This is a genomic window from Rhodococcus sp. NPDC058532 (assembly GCF_042719255.1).
Lineage (GTDB): Bacteria > Actinomycetota > Actinomycetes > Mycobacteriales > Mycobacteriaceae > Rhodococcus_G.
The window spans coordinates 65,898-84,855 of the sequence record NZ_JBHXNU010000001.1; the positions used below are offsets into that span (position 1 = coordinate 65,898).

The 18,958-nt window shown below is 70.4% G+C and carries 17 protein-coding genes and 1 riboswitch; of the genes, 6 read left to right on the forward strand and 11 right to left on the reverse strand.

Features of this window, described 5'->3' with window-relative positions:
• Positions 1-16: 16 nt before the first annotated feature.
• From ACFWQG_RS00310 to ACFWQG_RS00335, 6 genes are all read right to left on the reverse strand, one after another.
• Entirely contained in the window at positions 17-1,405 is a 1,389-nt protein-coding gene (locus tag ACFWQG_RS00310; RefSeq protein WP_378505574.1) for an ATP-binding protein, read from the reverse strand.
• Positions 1,392-2,102 carry a response regulator gene (locus ACFWQG_RS00315; protein WP_378505575.1) on the reverse strand — a complete coding sequence of 237 codons (711 nt, stop codon included), beginning with the start codon at positions 2,100-2,102 and terminating at the stop codon, positions 1,392-1,394. Before ACFWQG_RS00315 ends, ACFWQG_RS00310 begins: the two co-directional genes overlap by 14 nt.
• A gap of 46 nt (positions 2,103-2,148) precedes the next feature.
• On the reverse strand, positions 2,149-2,787 hold the full coding sequence (locus tag ACFWQG_RS00320; protein ID WP_378505576.1) for an alpha/beta fold hydrolase: 639 nt from the start codon (positions 2,785-2,787) through the stop codon (positions 2,149-2,151).
• Positions 2,788-2,815: 28 nt separating this feature from the next.
• Positions 2,816-3,142 carry a cupin domain-containing protein gene (locus tag ACFWQG_RS00325; protein ID WP_378505577.1) on the reverse strand — a complete coding sequence of 109 codons (327 nt, stop codon included), beginning with the start codon at positions 3,140-3,142 and terminating at the stop codon, positions 2,816-2,818.
• A gap of 94 nt (positions 3,143-3,236) precedes the next feature.
• Positions 3,237-3,725 (reverse strand): dihydrofolate reductase, encoded by a 489-nt coding sequence (locus ACFWQG_RS00330; protein ID WP_378505578.1) that lies wholly within the window; start codon positions 3,723-3,725, stop codon positions 3,237-3,239.
• The gene (locus tag ACFWQG_RS00335) at positions 3,725-4,528 is read right to left on the reverse strand and encodes a thymidylate synthase (RefSeq protein ID WP_378505579.1); all 804 of its coding nucleotides are present in this window, start codon (positions 4,526-4,528) and stop codon (positions 3,725-3,727) included. The genes ACFWQG_RS00330 and ACFWQG_RS00335 overlap by 1 nt, the downstream gene beginning before the upstream one ends.
• Before the next feature lie 78 nt (positions 4,529-4,606).
• Between ACFWQG_RS00335 and cobF the strand changes: the two genes are divergently transcribed.
• The 3 genes from cobF (at position 4,607) to ACFWQG_RS00350 (ending at position 6,902) form a co-directional block, all read left to right on the forward strand.
• Positions 4,607-5,347 carry a precorrin-6A synthase (deacetylating) gene (gene cobF, locus ACFWQG_RS00340; RefSeq protein WP_378505580.1) on the forward strand — a complete coding sequence of 247 codons (741 nt, stop codon included), beginning with the start codon at positions 4,607-4,609 and terminating at the stop codon, positions 5,345-5,347.
• Positions 5,348-5,373: 26 nt separating this feature from the next.
• Positions 5,374-6,249 (forward strand): Fpg/Nei family DNA glycosylase, encoded by an 876-nt coding sequence (locus ACFWQG_RS00345; RefSeq protein WP_378505581.1) that lies wholly within the window; start codon positions 5,374-5,376, stop codon positions 6,247-6,249.
• Between the two features lie 95 nt (positions 6,250-6,344).
• A complete protein-coding gene (locus ACFWQG_RS00350) occupies positions 6,345-6,902 on the forward strand; it encodes a hypothetical protein (protein WP_378505582.1) in 558 nt (185 codons plus the stop codon).
• Between the two features lie 118 nt (positions 6,903-7,020).
• Here the strand turns inward: ACFWQG_RS00350 and ACFWQG_RS00355 are convergent, their stop codons facing one another.
• From ACFWQG_RS00355 to ACFWQG_RS00365, 3 genes are all read right to left on the reverse strand, one after another.
• On the reverse strand, positions 7,021-7,149 hold the full coding sequence (locus ACFWQG_RS00355; protein WP_378505583.1) for a hypothetical protein: 129 nt from the start codon (positions 7,147-7,149) through the stop codon (positions 7,021-7,023).
• A 166-nt stretch (positions 7,150-7,315) separates the two neighbouring features.
• Positions 7,316-8,803, reverse strand: a complete 1,488-nt coding sequence (locus ACFWQG_RS00360; protein WP_378505584.1) for a carboxylesterase/lipase family protein — start codon at positions 8,801-8,803, stop codon at positions 7,316-7,318.
• A complete protein-coding gene (locus tag ACFWQG_RS00365) occupies positions 8,796-10,247 on the reverse strand; it encodes a dihydrolipoyl dehydrogenase family protein (protein WP_378505585.1) in 1,452 nt (483 codons plus the stop codon). The genes ACFWQG_RS00360 and ACFWQG_RS00365 overlap by 8 nt, the downstream gene beginning before the upstream one ends.
• Before the next feature lie 123 nt (positions 10,248-10,370).
• Between ACFWQG_RS00365 and ACFWQG_RS00370 the strand changes: the two genes are divergently transcribed.
• Positions 10,371-11,192, forward strand: a complete 822-nt coding sequence (locus tag ACFWQG_RS00370; RefSeq protein WP_378505586.1) for an FAD:protein FMN transferase — start codon at positions 10,371-10,373, stop codon at positions 11,190-11,192.
• An 18-nt stretch (positions 11,193-11,210) separates the two neighbouring features.
• Here ACFWQG_RS00370 and pgi read toward each other — a convergent pair whose 3' ends face one another.
• The gene (gene pgi / locus ACFWQG_RS00375) at positions 11,211-12,860 is read right to left on the reverse strand and encodes a glucose-6-phosphate isomerase (protein ID WP_378505587.1); all 1,650 of its coding nucleotides are present in this window, start codon (positions 12,858-12,860) and stop codon (positions 11,211-11,213) included.
• Positions 12,861-13,045: 185 nt separating this feature from the next.
• Positions 13,046-13,188: riboswitch (cobalamin riboswitch) on the forward strand.
• Between the two features lie 181 nt (positions 13,189-13,369).
• Here pgi and metE point away from each other — a divergent pair.
• Positions 13,370-15,652: a 5-methyltetrahydropteroyltriglutamate--homocysteine S-methyltransferase gene (metE, locus tag ACFWQG_RS00380; protein ID WP_378505588.1), complete on the forward strand. Its 2,283-nt coding sequence runs from the start codon at positions 13,370-13,372 to the stop codon at positions 15,650-15,652.
• Between the two features lie 78 nt (positions 15,653-15,730).
• On the opposite strand, the gene ACFWQG_RS00385 is transcribed toward metE, so the two are convergent.
• Entirely contained in the window at positions 15,731-17,155 is a 1,425-nt protein-coding gene (locus ACFWQG_RS00385; RefSeq protein WP_378505589.1) for a short-chain fatty acyl-CoA regulator family protein, read from the reverse strand.
• 299 nt (positions 17,156-17,454) lie between these two features.
• Here ACFWQG_RS00385 and prpD point away from each other — a divergent pair, with 299 nt between their 5' ends.
• Positions 17,455-18,957: a 2-methylcitrate dehydratase PrpD gene (gene prpD, locus ACFWQG_RS00390; RefSeq protein WP_378505590.1), complete on the forward strand. Its 1,503-nt coding sequence runs from the start codon at positions 17,455-17,457 to the stop codon at positions 18,955-18,957.
• Position 18,958: the final 1 nt, after the last annotated feature.

The window sequence follows — 18,958 nt, forward strand, 5'->3', positions numbered from 1 at the left end:
CTGTTTTGCGATCGTGTTACGGATCCGATTCGGGGAGACACGGAAGCGTGATGGTGAATCTGGCCCCGCCGCCGGGGCGATCCCCGCAGGTCACCGTCCCTCCGTGCGCGGCAACGGTCTCGGCGACCAGCGCCAGACCCAGCCCCGTTCCCGACCCGGTCGCCGAGCGCCGCCCCGGATGGGCGGTCGCGAAGCGTTCAAAGATCCGATTCCGATCGGCGGCCCGGACGCCGGGGCCGCGGTCGTCCACGTCGATCAGGACCACCGGCCCGCGCACCCGGATCGTGATGCCGACCAGGCCGCCGCCGTGCCGGTCGGCGTTGTCCATCAGATTCGCCAGCGCCCGCTCCAGCGCCAGCTTGCGCCCCTCGACCCGGCCGTCCGACTCGATCGTCACCAGCTGCGGGGACCGACGCGAGCGGACCATGGTGTGGGTGAGCAGGTCCGCCACCGACATCGGCTCCAGCTCGTCCTGGTGCAACCCCGCCTCGGACCGCGCCAACGCCAGCAGGTCGTCGAGCAGCCGTCGCAGGTGGTCGAGTTCGGCGGTGATCAGGTCCAGCGCCCGACCGGACCGCTCCGGCATCTCCCTTCGCTGCCGATCGAGCACGGCGACGCTGGTGATCAGCGTGGTCAACGGCGTGCGCAGTTCGTGACTGACGTCGCCGAAGAACCGGCGCTCGCGCTCGATCCGCTGGTGCAGCGAGTCCACCATCGTGTTGAAGGAGGTCGTGATCGTGTCCAGGTCCCGATCCCGGGTGAGGGTCAGCCGGGTGGTGAGATCGCCGCCCGAGATCTGGGCGGCCGTCCCCGCGAGTTCGTGCAGCGGCTTCAGGACCCGCCGACTCGCCCAGAACCCGACCGCGGCGCCGGCGGCGGTGGTCAGCATCGCGCAGGAGATCAGGACGATGCGCAGAATCCGCAGCGTCGAGTGCAGTTCGTCGAGCGGCGCCAACTCGTACAGGATGTCGCCCGCATCGTTGAGGACCAACCGCACGCCGATGTAGGGCCTGCCCGCAATGGTGGCGTGCATGGTCGCGCTGCCCTCGTCCGCCGACGACGCCCGCAGCTCGTCGGGCAGCAGGGTCGGTGCGATGCCCGGGTCGGAGGTGGACCACCGCGCCTGCCGGTCCAGCAACAGCACGGTGCCCGCGGGCAGATCGACCGCGCGCAACACATCCTCGGCGGGGGCATCCGACGCGTACAGCACGCTGCGGACGAAGTCGGCGTGGGTGGCGGTCTGGCGCTGCGCCGACCGCTCCCGCTGTCCCACCATGTACTCGCGGCTGGTGGTGAACACGGCCAACGACAGCACCAACGACACCAGCGCCGCCCCGACCGCGAACGACAGAATGACCCGGTTGCGCAGACCCAGCCCACGCAGGCGGAACCTACCGCGGGGCATCGAACCGGTAGCCGAGTCCGCGGACGGTGACGACGATGCGCGGCGCCGACGAGTCGTGCTCGATCTTGGTCCGCAGCCGGCGCACGTGCACGTCGACGATCCGTTCGTCGCCGAAGAAGCCGCGATCCCACACCCGCTCGAGGAGGATGGCGCGGCTCAGGACCAGCCCCGGCGACTGGGCCAGCTCGCACAGCAGCCGGAACTCGGTCAGGGTGAGGTGCACCTGCTCGTCGCCGCGCCGGACGACGCCGCCGCCGGGGGAGAGCACCAGCGGGGCCCGCGGGTCCGGGTCGAGGATGATGTCGGCGGGCGCGCTCGGTTCGCCGGTCGCACCGGCGCGACGGCGCAGGGCCCGCATCCGGGCGGTGATCTCCTTGATCTCGAACGGCTTCGTCACGTAGTCGTCGGCGCCCGCCTCCAGCGCGGCGACCACGTCGTGGGTGTCATCCCGCGCGCTGACGACGATGATCGGCACGTCGTGGCCCTGCCGGACCAGGCGGATGCATGTGAAGCCGTCCATCTCGCCGAGCATCAGGTCGACGATCATCACGTCCGGGGGACCGCTGCGTCGGAGGTGGTCCAGCGCGGTTTCCGCGTCCGGCGCCTCGTCGACGTCGTACCCCTCGTCCTCGAGCGCCAGCCGCAGCGCGGCCCGGACACGGTCGTCGTCCTCGACGATCAGCAGATTGGCACCCATCACTCCATACTGGCAAACGCGGTGACGCCGCCCCGGCGCGGAGGGCTCACCCCCACCCGAATGCGCTGGTCGCGGCCTCCACCGCGAGCGGTACCGCCGGGCTCCGGTCTGGCGCGAGATCGTGCCCCCTCCCGTCGACGAGGACCAGGGTGTGCGGCGCGGCGATCAGGTCCATCGCCGCGCGCATCTCGTCCGGAGTGCCGAACGGGTCGCGGGTGCCGTGCACGAAGACGGCGGGGCAGCGCAGATCCGGCAGGTGCGCGGTGCGGGCCTTCTCGGGTTTGCCCGGCGGGTGCAGGGGGTACGAGAACAGCAGCAGTCCGTCGCAGATCCCCGGCCGCTCGGCGGCGATCATCGACGCCTGCCGTCCGCCGTACGAATGGCCGCCGAGCACGACCGGCGCGGTGACCGACTCGCGGATCGCGTCCGCCGCGGCCGCGATGCCGTCCCGGTCCTGGCCCGCGGTGGACGGGCTCGGGGGTCCCTTCGGTCGCCGCTGCCGAAACGGCAGGTCGTAGCGCAACACCAGCACGCCCGCTGCGGCGAAGTCGGCGGCCGCACGCTGCAGCAGTCGCGCGGTGCGGTCGCCCCCCGCTCCGTGCGTCAGCAGCAGCGCCGCCACCGGATCGCCCGCGGGTCGGTGCAGGTCGCCGACGACCCCGTCGCGTTCGAACAACTCGCTCATCCGGACAACCTCCGGCCGTTGCGGGTGGCTACTTCGCGACGGTCAGCAGGAAGGCAACGTCCTCGACCGCCTCGACGCGGTGCCGGACGGCGGGGATCACCAGCAGGTCGCCGGTCGATCCCTTCCAGGAGTCGTCGCCCGCGATCAGGGTGAGGGTGCCGCTGAGCACCAGGAGCGTTGCCTCGCCGGGGGAGTCGTGCTCGGCGAGCTCCTGCCCGGCGGTCAGCGCGACGACGGTCTGCCGCAGGCTGCGCTGATGGCCGCCGTAGATCGTCTGCGAACTCCGTCCGCTGGACGCGGCGTTGGCGAGCTTGAGTTGTTGCCGCGCAACGGCGGTCAGCGACTTCTTGTCCATGGGGCTGCCTCTCGCTGGGAAAGACCGACTGGGAGGTCCTGCCCCTGCAGTATGGCCCACCCTGCGCCGGGCGGCGGAGAACTCGCCGGGACGCTCAGGCTCGGGCGTAGGTGACGAAGCGGAATCGGGTGCCGTCGCGGCTCGACTCCTGCCAGTCGCCGGTGCTCAACGCGACCCACTCGGGGCCGAGCGCGGGGGCGTACGCGTCGCCGTCCACGTCGAGGTCGACCTCGGTGACGACCAGCCGATCTGCCCGGCCGAGCGCGGCGGCGTAGATCTCGCCGCCGCCGATGACCCACGCCTCGTGGTTGTCGGCGGCCAGGGTGATCGCGTCGTCGACGGAGTGCACGACCTCGGCGCCGTCCGCGGACCAGTCCCGGTCCCGGGTGACGACGATGTTCCGGCGATCGACCAGCGGCCGGAACCGCGGCGGCAGCGAGTCCCAGGTCCGTCTGCCCATGATCACCGGGTGTCCGCTGGTGACCGCCTTGAAGGCGGCCATGTCCTCGGGGATCCGCCACGGGATGGTGTTGCCCCTGCCGATCACGCCGCCGCGGGCCTGCGCCCAGATCGCGCCGAGCATCACACCGCCACCGGTGCCTTGATGGCGGGGTGGTGCCGGTAGCCGGTGATCTGCACGTCGTCGAAGGTGTAGTCGAAGATCGAGTCCCGCTTGTGCAGCGCCAGCGTCGGGTACGGGTACGGGTCGCGCGACAACTGCTCGGTGACCTGGTCGAGATGGTTGTCGTAGATGTGGCAGTCGCCGCCGGTCCAGATGAACTCGCCGACCTCAAGACCGGTCTGCTGCGCGACCATGTGGGTGAGCAGCGCGTAGCTGGCGATGTTGAACGGCACCCCGAGGAACAGGTCCGCGCTGCGCTGATACAGCTGGCAGCTGAGCTTCCCCTCCGCGACGTAGAACTGGAAGAACGCGTGGCACGGCTGCAGCGCCATCGCGTCCAGGTCGGCGACGTTCCACGCCGAGACGATCATCCGCCGCGAATCCGGGTTCGTTCGCAGGGTCTCGATGACCTTGGTGATCTGGTCGATGTGCTCGCCGTCCGGGGTCGGCCAGGACCGCCACTGCACGCCGTACACCGGGCCGAGCTCACCGTCGGCGTCCGCCCACTCGTCCCAGATCGTGACGCCGTGCTCGCGCAGCCAGCCGACGTTGGAGTCGCCGCGCAGGAACCACAGCAGCTCGTACACGATCGACTTGAGGTGCACCTTCTTGGTGGTGACCAGCGGGAAGCCCTCGCGCAGGTCGAAGCGCATCTGGTGACCGAACACGCTGCGGGTCCCGGTGCCCGTCCGGTCCGCCTTCGGGGTCCCGGTGTCCATGACGAGCCGGAGCAGGTCTTCGTACGGGGTGTGCACGGCGGCCATTCTAGGCGGCTCCGCCGCCCGTGAGTCCTTCCGGCCCCGTGAAGGACCGGAAGGACTCACGGGCGCTAGCCTGCGCCTATGCGTGAACTCCTCGTGATCGGCGTCGGCGCCGGTGACCCCGACCAGGTGACGATCCAGGCAGTCAAGGCCATGAACCGGGCCGAGGTGTTCTTCGTCATCGGCAAGGGCGAGGAGAAGCAGGACCTCGTCGACCTGCGCACAGGCCTGCTCGACGAGCACATGCGTGGCGACTACCGGATCGTCGACATCGTCGACCCGCCCCGCGATCGGACCCCGAGCAACTACGAGGGCGTCGTCGACGACTGGCACGACCGCCGCGCCGCGATCTTCGAGGAGGCCTTCGCGGCGGTGGACGGGGTCGGCGCGATCCTGGTGTGGGGGGACCCGTCGCTGTACGACAGCACGCTGCGGATCGTCGAGCGGGTGCTCGGCCGCGGCGTCGTCGACTTCGCCTACACGGTGATCCCCGGCGTGACGAGCGTGTCGTCGCTGGCCGCGCAGCACCGCATCGTGCTCAACCGGATCGGGGAACCGGTGCTGACCACCACCGGACGGCGGCTGCGGGAGGGTTTGCCCGACGGCGTCCGGGACGCGGTGGTGATGCTCGACGCGGAGAACAGCTTCACCACCCTCGGCGGGGACTGGGACATCTGGTGGGGCGCCTACCTCGGCACCCCCGACGAGACGCTGATCGCCGGGGACCTGCGCGAGGTGTCGCAGGAGATCGTCCGGGTGCGGGCCGAGCTGCGGGAGCGCAAGGGCTGGATCATGGACACCTACCTGGTCCGCAGGCGCTGACACCGGGACGCCCCTAGGCTGGGGGCATGCCCGAACTGCCCGAGGTGGAAGCCCTGGCCCAGTTCCTGCGCGACCACGCGGTCGGCGCGGTGATCGGACGGGTCGACGTGGCCGCGCTGAGTGTGCTGAAGACATTCGACCCGCCGATCGGCGACCTGCAGGGCCGCGACATCAGCGGCGCCGCCAGGTTCGGCAAGCACCTCGGCCTGCGCTGCGGCGCGGAGGACGGGCTGTGGCTGATCACGCACCTCTCCCGGGCAGGCTGGCTGCGCTGGCAGGACAACCCCGGCCAGACGCCGCCGAAACCGGGGAAGGGTCCGCTGGCGTTGCGACTGCACCTGTTCGCACCGGACGGCACCACCCCCGCGATCGACCTCACCGAGGCCGGAACCCAGAAGCGGCTTGCGGTCTGGTTGGTGCGCACCCCCGCCGAGGTGCCCGGCGTCGCGAGGCTCGGGCCGGACGCGCTCGACGTCACCGATACCGCGCTCGCGAACCTGTTGTCGAGGTCGGCGGCGCGGATCAAGAACGTGCTCACCGACCAGTCGTTGCTTGCCGGGATCGGCAACGCCTACTCCGACGAAATCTTGCACGAGGCGCGGCTCTCGCCGTTTGCGACGGCGAACAAGTTGTCGCCGGAGCAGGTTTCCATGCTGCACGCGGTGATGCGCTCGGTGCTCGGCGACGCCGTCACCCGGTCGGTCGGCCAGGACGCGGCTCGGCTCAAGGGGGAGAAGCGTTCCGGGATGCGGGTGCATGCCCGCACCGGGCTGCCCTGCCCGGTCTGCGGGGACACGGTGCGCGAGGTCTCGTTCGCGGACCGGTCCTTCCAGTACTGCCCGACCTGCCAGACCGGCGGTAAGGTCCTCGCGGACCGGCGGATGTCGAAACTGCTGAAGTGACCCGAACGGTCCGGTTCCCCCGATTTCGGGGGAGGCCGGGCTACCGTTCGGGTCGGCCCTGCACCGGGCAGGGTGGCAACTCGGGAGGTGCACTCTTGTTCGGACGGACCATGATCGGCATCATCGCCGTGAGCGCGGCACTGTTCACCGCGGGCTGCGGCAGCGACGACTCGACGCCGACAACCACCACGCCGACACCAACAACAACCACCACCACGACGGCCGCAGCGACGACCACCACCACGACACCGGCGTCCGCGCCTGCGCAGGCCCCTGCCGGGGTGCCGGTCCCGGCATCCGAGGTGCCGCACCACGGGGCGGTTCCACCGACGCAGGTCCCGACCCCGGCGGCGGGCCCGGTCGGGGCGGACGGCTCGACCGGCAACAACCTGACCGCGGAATACTGTGCGCAGAACGAGGATCCGGGCTGCCCGGCCGGGAGCTTCGTCGGGCCGAATGCGATCCCGAACCCGGATGGCAGCGGCAACTACGTGCCGTGTGAGGGGACCATCTGCACCAACCCGGATCACGGTGCAGGCACGGACCCGCAGGAGAACGGCGGCGCGGTGATGGAGAACCCGAATGGCGACGGGGAGGCGGTGCCGTGCGAGGGCACCATCTGCACCAACCCGAACAACGGTGCGGGGGAATAGCACTCGCGAACCAACCCACCCGAGATCGTGGCGATTCCACGGTCTCCGGCGCACATGATTCGAGTGGGGTCCCGGCCGGGGCCCCACTCGAATCATTGGTGCGGCGGTGTCGGGTCCGCTACCCGGCGAGTTCCTCGGCCGCCCCGGCGGAACCGGTGAAGAAGCTCACCGCGCCAAGCAGGTCGCTCGCCGCGCCGGTGAAGTCGGCGGCGAAGTCGAGGAACGGAATGATCTCGGCGGAACCCATCAGTGCTCTCCTGTGTCAGTGCATCGAACAGTGGACGGGACGGGGACGTCCCGGGAATGAGCATCCGGCGCGGCCGCGGCGTATCGCAATGCCGTTGACGCGACCTTGACGGCGGCCGCCGCGGATCTTGACGCGCACCCTCACCGGCGGTGCCGGTAGTCCAACCTCACCGGCGGTGCCGGTAGTCCACCCACGCCCGGCGCTTGTCCCCGTCCGGGTCGTGCTCGATGCGGGCGGGGGCATCGACGATCAGCGTTTCCCGGTTCTCGATGCTGTACCGCGGCCAGGTGTCCCGTGGCCTGCCGTACCTGGCGAAGTGCAGCCAGTGCGTTTGCACGATGTTGGTGACCATGCGCAGGCCGTCCCTCCCGCCGAGCGCGGACGCGGCCTTCCCGAGCGGGTGGTCGACCGCTCCGAATACCGCGAGCAGTTCGGTGGCGTGCGTTGCGCCGAACCCGGTCCAGCGCAGCAGGTTCGGTGCGAAGTCATAGCGGTAGGAGTAGGTCGGGGCGGTTGCGGTGTGTCCCTGCGCGACGAGGATCGACGGCTCCCAGAAGGTGACGTCGCCGCCGAGTTGCACCGCGGCGCGCCGCCCAGGGTAGCGGGGGTAGGCGGTGAGGATGCGTGCCCTCACCCGCGGCTGTGTCTCGGCGAACATCTTCTCGATCCGCACCGGGTCGGTGGGGATGATGTCGAGGAAGCGCGGGAACATCGTGCCCTCGTTGGCGTTGGTGCCGACGATCAGCGGCACCGGATGCGCATGACCGGCGGCGAACGCGTCGAGCGGATGCCGGGGCAGCAGGTCCCCGTCCACGACCGGTGCGAACGCGCGGGTCCCCGGCGCCTCGTCGGCGCCGCGCGCGACGAGGGCGTCGCCTGCACGGACCATCGCCTCGGGAGTGGCCTCGGTGAGGGCCCGGACGGGGTCGCCGTCCGCACCGAGCAGCTCGAGGAACTCCGCCGACCACGCCTTGGCGCGGTCGCGGCCGTACGCGGATGCGGCGGGCGGGCTTTCGGCGATCGCCTGCCGGAACAGTCCGGCCGCGGCCGGCGTGCACATCAGGGTGGTGACGGCGTTGGCTCCGGATGACTCCCCCAACACCGTGACGTTCTCGGGGTCGCCACCGAACGCGGCGATGTTGCGCTGCACCCACTGCAGCGCCGCGATCTGATCACGCAGGCCGAGATTGGAGTCGAATCGCCGCCGGGGTGAGGAGAGGGCGGTGAAGTCGAGATAGCCGAGTGCGCCGAGGCGGTAGCCGATCGAGACGTACACGATGTCGCCGCGGCGGACGAGCGCGTCACCGCGGTACAGCGGGGTGGACGCCGCTCCGCCGCTGTATGCGCCGCCGTGGATGAACACCAGCACGGGCCGGGGTTCGATGCTCGGGGTCGCTGGGGTGAGAACGTTCAGGGTCAGACAGTCCTCACCGGACCGACCCGGCCCGGCCATCCGCCCCGACTGCGGGGGCGCACAACCGAATTCGGTGGCGTCGCGTACCGCCGTCCATGGGGTGAGCGGCTGGGGAGACCGCAGGCGCAGGTCGCCGACCGGTGGGGTCGCGTAGGGGATCCCGCGCCACGACCGCAACCCGTGCTGTTCACGGCCCTGCACCGGCCCGTCGGCGGTGGTGACGACCAGGGGATCAGCCACGGCGTGCCTCCAGCAGGCGCAGCCACACCTCGGCGACCGTCGGGTAGGCGGGAACCGCGTGCCACAGGGTGTCCAGGGGCACCGATCCGACGACCGCGACGGTGGCGGCGTGTAGCAGTTCGGCGACCTCGGTGCCCACGAACGTCGCCCCGAGCAGGGTGTCGGATGCGCGGTCGATGACGAGCTTCGCGTGCCCGGCGAAGTCGTCTCGGGCCAGGGAGGATCCGGCGACGGCGATGTCCAGCTCGACTGTCTCCACATCGAAACCCGCTGTGCGGGCGTCCTGCTCGGTCCGGCCGACCGAGGCGACCTCCGGGGTGGTGAACACCACCTGCGGGACGGCGGCCCGGTCGGAGGTCGCCGCGTGCCGGGACCCGTCGATCGGCCGGGACTCGGCGCGGGCGGCAATCACGTCGCCGCAGACCCGGCCGTGGTACTTGCCCATGTGGGTCAGGGGCGTGCGCCCGGCGGCGTCGCCGACCGCGTACAGCCACTCGCCGGGTGCCCCGACGACGGTGAGGTGATCGTCGGTGCGGAGGGTGTCGATCCCGAGTGTGGACAGGCCGAGGTCACCGGTGGCAGGCCTGCGTCCTGCCGCGACGAGCACCTCGTCCACCGGCAGGTCGGTGCCGTCGCGGAGGGTGAGGGTCACCGGTCCGCCGTGGATCCGGCCGATGCCGGTGTCGCGTGGTGCGTCCCGGTGCACCGATGCCACCTCGGTGCCCGTCCGGACCGCCACCCCGCGGGACCGGAGTGCGGCAGCAACGGCGTCCCCGGCGAACGGTTCCGCCGTCGTCAGCAGGCCGGGCCCGCGGACCAGGAGCGTCACCTCGCTGGCCCCGAGGTCGAGCAGCCAGGTCGCGGCCTCGCAGGCGACGACGCCGCCGCCGACGATCGCGATCCGCTCCGGAACGTCGACCAGGTTGGTTGCGTCGCGGGACGTCCACGGCAGCGCCTCCCGCAGTCCCGGGGTGGCGGGGACGGTCGCGGTCGATCCGGTGGCGAGGACGACGGCGCAGCGGGCCAGCACGGTCCGGGCCCCGTCCGCCCCGGTGACCTCGACGGTGCGTTCGCCGGTCACCCGGCCCGCCCCGCGGATCACGTCGACGCCGACCCCGGCCGCCCAGCGGACCTGCCCGGCGTCGTCATGATGGGAGGTGAAGGTGTCCCGCCGCGCGAGCACCGCCGGGACGTCGAGCGCGCTGTCTCCCAGCGGTTCCCGCACCCCGGGCATCGCTCGCGCGGAACCGCGGACGGACCCGGGACGGAGCAACGCCTTGCTGGGCATGCAAGCCCAGTACGAGCACTCGCCGCCGAGCAGTTCGTGCTCGACGATCACGGCGGTCCGGTCGGAACCCGCGACGGCATACTGTGCGGCGATCTCGCCGGCCGGGCCGCCGCCGATGACGACGACGTCGTACTCGTTCGCTGCTGCTTGCGGCATGGGACCACCGTAGAGTGCCCACGGAATTCCTTCAGTTCATCCACAGGAACGGGGCGCATACTGGAGGTTCAACACCCGTCCGGCCGCGGGTGGCATTGTCGAATCGTCGTGGAGTGCAGTGTGATGGCCCCGAGTTCGGTGTGGAAGATGTGGGGGAGCGAAGTCGAGGTGCGGGTCACCGAGTGGGCGGCCCTCGCCGATGCGGCTGCGCTGACGGAGGCCGCGATGACGCAGGTGAAGGCCGTCTGCGACCTCGGGAGCGGGGATGCGGAGATCCACCGCCTCAACCAGGCGCAGGGCACCCCCGTCCGGGTCAGCACCGAACTCGGCGGTCTGATTCGTGCTGCCCTGTGGGCGGCCCGGATGACGGGCGGTGCGGTGACACCGGTGTCGATCGAGACCCGAGATCCGATCGGCGCGGTCCCGATCGCCCCGTGCTTCCACGACGTGCGGGTCGATGGCGACACCGTCTTCGCACCGTTCGGCACGTTCCTCGACCTCACCGCGACCGCGAAGGCCGGGACCGCGCATCGGGTGGCCCGCCGCGCCGCCGACGACCTCGAGTGCGGGGTGCTGGTGCGGGTCGACGACGTCGTCGCGACCTGGGGGCACTGCCCGATCGGCGGGTGGCAGGTCGAGACGGGCGTCGCTCGGCGGGCCGGGGGCGCGGACCGTGTCGAGGTGCGGGCGGGCTCCGCGATGGCGTCGGCCAGGGCGCCCGCCGTCTCGTCCGACGGGCCGGACCCGGGAGTCGACTGCGTCACCGTGATCGCGGACGACGGACTGTGGGCCTACGCGGCGGCGATGGCTGCGGTCGGGCGGGGCGTCGCGGCGCTGCGCTGGCTCACCGAGAACGATCTGGCCGCGCGGGTCGCCTACCGGCACGGCAGCGTGCGGACCACCGACGCCTGGCTGCACCTGCCGCCGCACGGGCACGCCGCGTGACGGGCGACCCGACGGCGCTCAGACCGCGCGCCCGCGCCTACCGCGGTACCAGCGCACCAGGGTGTCGGTCGACGAGTCGGACTGCGGCTGCGGGGCGTCCGCTGCGGTGAGGACCGGCTCGAGTTCGAGTGCCTGCACCTTGCCGAGTTCGACGCCCCACTGGTCGAACGAGTCGATCCCGAACACCACACCCTCCACGAACACCTGATGCTCGTACAGCGCGATCAGCTGGCCGAGCACGGACGGCGTGATCCTCGGCGCGAGGATTGTCGTCGACGGTCGGTTGCCCGGCATCACCTTGTGCGGCACCAGTTCCGGGTCGGTTCCTTCCGCAGCGATCTCCTCGGCGGTCCGGCCGAACGCGAGGACCTTCGTCTGGGCGAACAGGTTGCTCATCAGCACGTCGTGCATCGACCCGACGCCGTCGATGGTGGCGAGATCGTCGGTGGGTTCGGCGAATCCGATGAAGTCGGCGGGCGCCAGCCGGGTGCCCTGGTGCAGCAGTTGGTAGAAGGCGTGCTGGCCGTTGGTGCCCGGTTCACCCCAGAAGATCTCCCCGGTCGGCGTCGACACCGGGGACCCGTCGGCCCGCACCGACTTGCCGTTCGACTCCATCGTCAGCTGCTGGAGGTAGGCGGCGAAGCGGCCGAGGTCGTTCGAATACGGCAGCACCGCACGCGAATCCGCGCCGAAGAAGCTCGAGTACCAGAGGCCGATCATGCCGAGCAGGACCGGGGCGTTCGACTCGAGTGGCTGCTCGGCAAAGTGCCGGTCGATCAGGTGGAATCCGGACAGGAACTCGCCGAAGGCGTCCCGGCCGATCACGCACATCAGCGACAACCCGACCGCCGAGTCCACCGAGTAGCGGCCCCCCACCCAGTCCCAGAACCCGAACATGTTGGCCGGGTCGATGCCGAACTCGGCGACCCGATCGGCGTTCGTCGAGACCGCGACGAAATGCTTCGGCACCGCCTCCTCGCCGAGCGCCGCCACCAGCCAGCGGCGGGCGGCCGTCGCGTTGGTGAGTGTCTCCAGCGTGGAGAACGTCTTCGAGGCCACGATGAACAGCGTCGTCGCCGGGTCCAGGCCTGCCAGCTTGCCGACCAGGTCGGCGGGGTCGATGTTGGAGACGAACCGTGCGGTGACGCCGGAGTCGACGTAGTGGCGCAGCGCCCGGAACGCCATCACCGGACCCAGGTCGGAGCCGCCGATGCCGAGGTTGACGACCGTGGTGATCCGCTCGCCGGTGGCGCCGCGCCACTCGCCCGACCGGAGCCGGTCGGTGAACCCGCCCATCCGGTCGAGGACCTCGTGCACGTCCGCCACCACGTCCTGGCCGTCCACGATCAGCCGCGCGTCCCGCGGCAGTCGCAACGCGGTATGCAGGACCGCGCGGTCCTCGGAGGTGTTGACATGCTCGCCGCGCAGCATCGCGTCGCGCCGCTCCTCGACGCCTGCCGCGCGCGCCACCTCGACCAGCAGGCGCAGTGTCTCCCGCTCCACCCGATGCTTGCTGTAGTCGATGTACAGGTCACCGGCGGTGACGGTGAGCTCGGTGCCCCGGCCCGGATCCTCGGCGAACAGCTCACGCAGCTGTCGGTCGGCAACCGACTCGTGGTGCGTGCGCAGCGTCTGCCAGGCGGGGGTGGTGGTGATGTCGAGGCTCATGATTTCGACCCTATCGGCCGCGGTCGGGGAACGCTGGTGTGCGCCGGACCGACCAGGGTCCGATGCGGGTCCGCGGGCGGCTATCGTGGTCGGTGCAGTCGGTTTGCCGCGTCCCGGTCATGAGGAGCCCCGAAGTACTTCGGCGCGGCGTCGAATCCCGGTCGGGCATGCTCCGGCCCGGGGTGAGAGGGAACCCGGTGAGAATCCGGGACTGTCCCGCAGCGGTATGCAGGAACGACCGCCGTCACACGCACTGGGTGAGAGCCCGGGAAGCGACGGCCAGTAGGTCGGGTCGGACACGGCCCGGTGCCCGCGAGTCCGAAGACCTGCCCTCTGCGCCGGGCACGCCGTGCCCGGCGGTTCGTCGCCTCGTGGACAGGGCGGGTGGACCTGTATGCGGCACTGCTCCGCCCAGGATGGGCGGCACAGCCACGTTCCGTGGCAGGGCTTCGTCAGGTGTACCCGTCTGCCGGTGACGGCCACACCTACGTACGCCATGGAGCAGTTTCGTGACCGCTACACCTTCTGATCAGCCACGCTTCACCGCGACCGTGCTGGGCTCGCCGCGGATCGGGCCCCGCCGCGAACTCAAACGCGCCATCGAGTCCTACTGGGCCGGTCGCCTCGACCGTGCCGGACTCGACGAGGTCGCACGCACCCTCCGCGCGCAGACCTGGACCGGCCTCCTCGCGGCCGGCATCGACTCGGTGCCCGTCAACACGTTCTCCTACTACGACCAGGTCCTCGACACCGCCGCGATGCTCGGTGCACTGCCGGAGCGCGTCCGCGGCATCGCCGATCCGCTCGACCGGTACTTTGCCGCCGCCCGCGGCACCGCGGACGTCGCGCCACTCGAGATGACGAAGTGGTTCGACACGAACTACCACTACCTCGTGCCCGAGATCGGGCCCGGCACCACGTTCGAGCTCGACGCCTCCAAGGTGCTCGGCGAGCTGGACGAGGCGATCGCCGAGGGCGTACCCGCCCGTCCGGTCGTCATCGGACCGGTCACCTTCCTGCTGCTGTCGAAGGGCGTCGACGGTGCCGACGGCCTGCTCGGCCGCATCGACGACCTGCTTCCGCTGTACGAGGACCTGCTCGGACGCCTCGCCGCCGCCGGGGCCGGGTGGGTGCAGCTCGACGAGCCGTCGCTGGTCCAGGACCGCACCGACGCCGAGATCGAGACCGCGCGCCGGGTCTACGAACGACTGTCGGGCCTGACGGAGCGTCCCGCGATCCTCGTCGCGTCCTACTTCGGCAACCTCGGCCCCGCCCTGCCCGCACTGGCGAGCACCGCCGTCGAGGCGATCGCGGTGGACCTCGTGCACGGCGATGCCGACGCGCTCGCGGCGGTGCCCGCATTGGCCGACAAGCTGGTGGTGGCGGGCGTCGTCGACGGCCGCAACGTCTGGCGGACCGACCTCGAGAAGGCGGTGGCCTCGCTCGACGCCCTGCTCGGGTCCGCCGGTGCGCTCGCCGTCTCCACGTCGTGCTCGCTGCTGCACGTCCCGTACAGCCTCGCGGCGGAGACCGGCCTCGACGACGCGCTGCGCTCCTGGCTGGCGTTCGCGGACGAGAAGGTCATCGAGGTCGTCGCGCTGGCGACGGAGCTGGCCCAGGGCACGCGCGCCGCCGCCGACGCGTTCGCCGCCTCCGCGGCGGCCGTCGCGTCGCGGCAGGGCGATCCGCGGCTGCGTAACGACGAGATCCGTGCCCGCGTCGCGCAGGCGCTGACCGCGGCCGGTCGTTCGCCCGCCGACCAGCGTCGCGTCGTGCAGGCCGAGAAGCTCGGACTGCCGCTGCTGCCGACCACCACGATCGGTTCCTACCCGCAGACGTCGAGCATCCGCGTCGCCCGCGCCGCCCTGCGGTCCGGCGAGATCGACTCCGACGAGTACGTCTCGCGTATGCGTACCGAGATCGCGGATGTTGTTGCGCTGCAGGAGAAACTGGGCATCGACGTGCTGGTGCACGGCGAGCCGGAACGCAATGACATGGTGCAGTACTTCGCGGAGCAGCTCGACGGCTTCGCGGCCACCGAGTTGGCCTGGGTGCAGTCCTACGGGTCGCGCTGCGTCCGCCCGCCGATCCTGTTCGGTGACGTGTCCCGGCCGAAGCCGATGACCGTCGACTGGACCGGCTACGCCCAGACGCTGAGCGAGAAGCCGGTCAAGGGCATGCTCACCGGTCCCGTGACGATCCTGGCGTGGTCGTTCGTCCGCGACGACCAGCCGCTCGCCGACAGCGCTCGACAGATTGCGCTCGCGATCCGGGATGAGGCCGTCGACCTTGAGGCCGCAGGCACCGCGATCATCCAGATCGACGAGCCGGCCCTGCGTGAGCTGCTGCCGCTGCGCAAGGCGGACCAGCAGGAGTACCTGGACTGGTCGGTCGGGTCGTTCGTGCTGTCGAGCTCGGGCGTCCGGGACGAGACCCAGATCCACACCCACCTGTGCTATTCCGAGTTCGGTGAGGTTGTCGACGCCATAGCCGGACTCGACGCCGATGTCACCTCGATCGAGGCGGCCCGCTCGCACATGGAGGTCCTCGACGACCTGAACGCGGCCGGCTTCGGCCTGGGTGTCGGCCCCGGCGTCTACGACATCCACTCCCCGCGCGTTCCCGGTGTCGAGGAGATCACCGCGTCGCTTCGTGAGGCACTGGCGGCCGTCCCCGCGGAGCGGCTGTGGGTCAACCCCGACTGCGGCCTGAAGACCCGCGGCCCGGTCGAGGTCGAGGCGTCGCTGAAGAACATGGTCGACGCTACCGTCGTGGTGCGCGCCGCACTGTAGGCGCCTGCGGTACCTGTGCGCGGTCTCGGTGGCCCCCGCTGCCGAGACCGCGCACAGGGGCCGCGTCGTGAGGGTTCGCTACGGCGTCTGTGGATACGGTTGCCGGGAGCTGAGATTCAGGTCCACCCAGACTGGCCGCCCGATCTGCGGGAACGCCCGTTGCGCGCAGTCGGTGCGCTCGCAGATCTTGCATCCGGCGCCGATCGGATCCGGCGACATCTGCTCATCGATGCGCAGTCCCCGGGAGTACACGAGACGGTCGGCATGTGTGATGTCGCAGCCCAACCCGATCGCGAAGCTACGCCGCGCGGTGCCGTACGGGCGGGGGTCGTCGTCCGTGGTGCGGGCCACCCACAGGTACGTTCGCCCGTCCGGCATCTGTGCGACCTGGGTGCGGATCCGGCCCGGCGTCGCGAACGCGTCGTGCACCACCCACAGTGGGCAGCTGCCCCCGATACGGGAGAAATGAAATGCCGTGGCGGACTGGCGTTTCGATATGTTGCCCGCCCGGTCGGTGCGGACGAAGAAGAGCGGGATTCCGCGCCGGGTCGGTCGTTGCATCGTCGAGAGCCGGTGGCAGATCGTCTCGAAGCCGACCTCGAACTGCAATGACAGCATCTCGATGTCGTAGTGCAACCGTTCCGCCGCGTCGAGGAACATGGTGTACGGCAACAGCAGTGCCCCGGCGAAATAGTTCGCCAGCCCGATCTTCGCCACCTCGCGGGACCCCTCGCCGAGCCCGGCTGCTGACGCGACGAGATCGTCGATCGTGGTCGCCTGGGTGAGAAAGGCGAGCTGGGTTGCGATCTGGAACGCCCGCTGCCCGGGTGTCAGGTGCCGGGACAGGGTCAGGATGCGGTTCGCCTCGTCGTAGGAACGTTTCGGACCAGGATTCTCCGGCGGATCGGTGCGCAACCGGACGACGATGGCGTGTTCCGATTCGAGCAACGCAGTCAGCTGAGTGTCGAGGGAGCCGGGGCGCAGGCCGCTCGCGGTGAACATCAGCTCGGCGGCGTCGTCGAGCTCGGCAATGTGATTGTGCCTGTCGTAGAAGAAGTCTCGAACCTCTTCGAACGGCAGGGGTACCAAAGGTTCCGTCGTCGCCTCCGACGGCGCGGACAGGGAAGCGCTGTACTGCTCCAGCCGTTCGGTCGCGGCCAGCAACCGGCGGTGGACGCCGACCAACGCGGCGCCGATCTCCGGCATCCGCGCGACCAACTCGTCCACCGCGGCCGCACCGGGGGTGCCGGACCCGATCGCTCGGAGCACGTCGTGGAGATCGGCCGCCAGCCGTGCGTCCTGATCGGCCGCGAAGAACTGAGGATCGAGGTCGAAGCTGGCGGTCAGCTTGAGCAGGACCGGAACGGTCAAGGGGCGCTGATCGTTTTCCAACTGATTGACGTAGCTCGCCGAGAGATCGAGCGTTCGGGCCAGCTCCAACTGCGTCAGTCCGCGTTCCTCCCGCAGCCGACGCAGTCGCGGCCCGCCGTAGACCTTCTGCATGGTGGCGTCCTTCGGGGTCGAGGCCAAGTGCCGACCGATCGTCGAGCTGGACCGAGGCGGCGAACCAACTGCACCGACGACTCTAGCGGCCGCTGGCAACCGAACCGAGACCCAGGACCGGCGCCGCCCCGCGAATTTGCACCATTCGCAGAATGCGCCGACACGCACCACCGAATTTCGCACGTTCAGTCCCTTCCGGTGGTACCGGTTCCTCCCTAGGTTGTGGATATCGCCCTCGATCGGCCTTCTACCGGTTGAGAACTCAGTGTCAGACGTCGCCACCATCGGAGGACATCATCGTGAAGACGCATCCCGTTCGCACCCATCGCTCCGCCGAGGACTTCCCGAAGCACGAGCATCTCGCGTGGAAGATCGCCGAGGTTGCGACCGATCCCGTCGCGGTACCCGCGGACACCGCAGACATGGTGGTCAATCGGATCATCGACAACGCCTCGGTCGCCGCGGCCTCGCTGACGCGCCGCCCGGTCGCCAACGCGCGGGCCCAGGCACTGACGCACCCGTACCGTCCCGGCGCGGCGGTGTTCGGCGTGCCCGGCACCTTCTCCCCGGAGTGGGCCGCCTGGGCCAATGGGGTCGCTGTTCGCGAACTCGACTTTCACGACACCTTCCTTGCCGCCGAGTACTCGCACCCCGGCGACAACATCCCGCCGATCCTCGCGGTCGCTCAGCATGCTGGCCGCAGCGGCAACGACCTGATCCGCGGCCTCGCCACCGGCTACGAGATCCAGGTCGACCTGGTTCGTGCGATCTGCCTGCATGAGCACAAGATCGACCACGTTGCGCACCTCGGACCCGCCGCGGCCGCCGGGATCGGCACCCTCCTCGGACTCGACACCGAGACCATTTACCAGGCCGTCGGGCAGGCGCTGCACACCACCACCGCGACCCGGCAGTCCCGCAAGGGGGAGATCTCCAGCTGGAAGGCGTACGCACCGGCCTTTGCCGGCAAGATGGCCGTCGAGGCCGTGGACCGGGCGATGCGTGGCGAGGGTGCGCCATCCCCGATCTGGGAGGGCGAGGACGGCGTCATCGCCTGGCTGCTCGGTGGCCCGAATGCGGAGTACAACGTGCCGTTGCCCGGACCGGGCGAGGCCAAGCGCGGCATCCTCGACACCTACACCAAGGAGCATTCGGCCGAGTACCAGAGCCAGGCCCCGATCGACCTGGCGTTCCGCTTGCGCGAGCGGATCGGCGACCTGAGCCAGATCACGTCGATCGTGCTGCACACCAGCCACCACACCCACTACGTGATCGGCACCGGATCGAACGATCCGCAGAAGTTCGACCCAGCGGCGTCTCGCGAGACCCTCGACCACTCGATCATGTACATCTTCGCGGTGGCGCTGCAGGACGGGACCTGGCACCACGAGCGGTCCTACGCTCCTGACCGGGCGCAGCGCCCCGACACGATTGAGTTGTGGACGAAGATCTCCACCGCCGAGGACCCGGAGTGGACGCGCCGATACCACTCCGCCGACCCGAATGAGAAGGCGTTCGGTGCGCGCGCCGAGGTCACCCTGAAAAGCGGTGAGGTGATAGTCGACGAACTCGCGATCGCGGACGCGCATCCGCTGGGTGCGCGTCCCTTCGCGCGCGAGCAGTACATCGCGAAGTTCCGGACCCTCGCCGACGGCGTCATCGCCCGCGCCGAGCAGGACCGCTTCCTCGACGCCGCGCAGCGCACACCGGAGTTGAAGGCGGGCGAGCTGAACCGGCTTAGCGTCACCGTCTCCGACGACGTGCTCGCCCGTGCGCCGAAGTCGCCGAAGGGTGTGTTCTGAG

Coding starts and splice junctions, on each gene's coding strand:
- ACFWQG_RS00345 (WP_378505581.1), top strand. CDS start 5,374: ATGCCCGAACTGCCCGAGGTGGAAGCCCTGGCCCAGTTCCTGCGCGAC.
- ACFWQG_RS00310 (WP_378505574.1), bottom strand. CDS start 1,405: ATGCCCCGCGGTAGGTTCCGCCTGCGTGGGCTGGGTCTGCGCAACCGG.
- ACFWQG_RS00325 (WP_378505577.1), bottom strand. CDS start 3,142: ATGGACAAGAAGTCGCTGACCGCCGTTGCGCGGCAACAACTCAAGCTC.
- ACFWQG_RS00315 (WP_378505575.1), bottom strand. CDS start 2,102: ATGGGTGCCAATCTGCTGATCGTCGAGGACGACGACCGTGTCCGGGCC.
- cobF (WP_378505580.1), top strand. CDS start 4,607: ATGCGTGAACTCCTCGTGATCGGCGTCGGCGCCGGTGACCCCGACCAG.
- ACFWQG_RS00335 (WP_378505579.1), bottom strand. CDS start 4,528: ATGGCCGCCGTGCACACCCCGTACGAAGACCTGCTCCGGCTCGTCATG.
- ACFWQG_RS00365 (WP_378505585.1), bottom strand. CDS start 10,247: ATGCCGCAAGCAGCAGCGAACGAGTACGACGTCGTCGTCATCGGCGGC.
- ACFWQG_RS00355 (WP_378505583.1), bottom strand. CDS start 7,149: ATGGGTTCCGCCGAGATCATTCCGTTCCTCGACTTCGCCGCCGACTTC.
- pgi (WP_378505587.1), bottom strand. CDS start 12,860: ATGAGCCTCGACATCACCACCACCCCCGCCTGGCAGACGCTGCGCACG.
- ACFWQG_RS00370 (WP_378505586.1), top strand. CDS start 10,371: ATGGCCCCGAGTTCGGTGTGGAAGATGTGGGGGAGCGAAGTCGAGGTG.
- ACFWQG_RS00330 (WP_378505578.1), bottom strand. CDS start 3,725: ATGCTCGGCGCGATCTGGGCGCAGGCCCGCGGCGGCGTGATCGGCAGG.
- ACFWQG_RS00320 (WP_378505576.1), bottom strand. CDS start 2,787: ATGAGCGAGTTGTTCGAACGCGACGGGGTCGTCGGCGACCTGCACCGA.
- ACFWQG_RS00385 (WP_378505589.1), bottom strand. CDS start 17,155: ATGCAGAAGGTCTACGGCGGGCCGCGACTGCGTCGGCTGCGGGAGGAA.